The sequence below is a fragment of the Campylobacter sp. S4:11 genome (assembly GCF_024723695.1).
Taxonomy (GTDB): domain Bacteria; phylum Campylobacterota; class Campylobacteria; order Campylobacterales; family Campylobacteraceae; genus Campylobacter_D; species Campylobacter_D jejuni_C.
The window spans coordinates 1-945 of the sequence record NZ_JANQDC010000067.1 but is presented as its reverse complement, the minus strand read 5'-3'; the positions used below and the strand labels follow the sequence as shown (position 1 = coordinate 945).

General features: G+C 25.3%; 2 pseudogenes. Both read right to left on the bottom strand.

From position 1 onward, the window contains the following. Positions 1-188 (bottom strand): annotated as a pseudogene (locus CAMP5053_RS08190) (hypothetical protein); the annotation flags it as partial. Between the two features lie 7 nt (positions 189-195). Then, positions 196-945: pseudogene (locus CAMP5053_RS08185) on the bottom strand (hypothetical protein); the annotation flags it as partial.

The window sequence follows — 945 nt, the reverse complement described above, 5'->3', positions numbered from 1 at the left end:
AGGGTGGAGTTTAAAAAGATATAAGCTTGGTAGTTTTGAAGTTCTTCAAAAGTAAAATCTGTCGTTGCTTCTAATTTATAAAGTTCATCATAAATACTTTGACAATCAATTATGCTTTTATTTTCACAAAACAAATAAATACTTTTTTTATCTTTATGAATAGAATATAAAAAGTCTCTACCTATCATAATTTTCCTAAATAATACCTATTTTAGCTTTTCCATTAAAATACAAAGCTTGTGATATTTTACAAACTCCACCTAAATATTGCTCATCCCAAATTTGATCTTTTATTTTATAACTTTTTGAATTATATCCGTATATTTTTGTTATATTATTAATATTTTCAAGACATTTCATATCTTTATAAACCACAATAAAAATTCTAAATTCCCCAATGGCAATTTTATGAGCTAAATTTTCTTGATTATTAACAAAGGAACTATCTTTTCTGTATTTATTAAAATCATTTTTATCAAGAATTAAAATATATTTTTCTTTTTCATGTGCCTTTAAAATAAAATCTATGATTTTTATTTGACTAATGGTAGGAGCTTTGTAGCTTGTATAATAATCATCTCCAACCTCTTCTAAAATATCATTTGTTTCTTGCATTATGGTGGCTATTAATGAAAGAAAATATTCAAAATGGTTGATTTTTTCTGGAGAGCTTCTTAAAAGCCCAAGAGGTCCATTTTTAAGAGCGAAATTTTTATTATTAATAGCATTATTTTTTAACACAAAAGTTTCTGTATATATTTGAATATTTTTCATAAAATGATTAAGATACTCTATACATTCACTAAAACTTTTATCTTTGACTTTGTTATGGTTAGCATCTAATTCTAAAAGATAGGAGTAGAAGTAAAGAGTTTGAGTAAGGGGGATTATGGAGTGAGAATCTTTACCCGTATAGATAGGCAGTCTATTGTGTGAGCCATATTG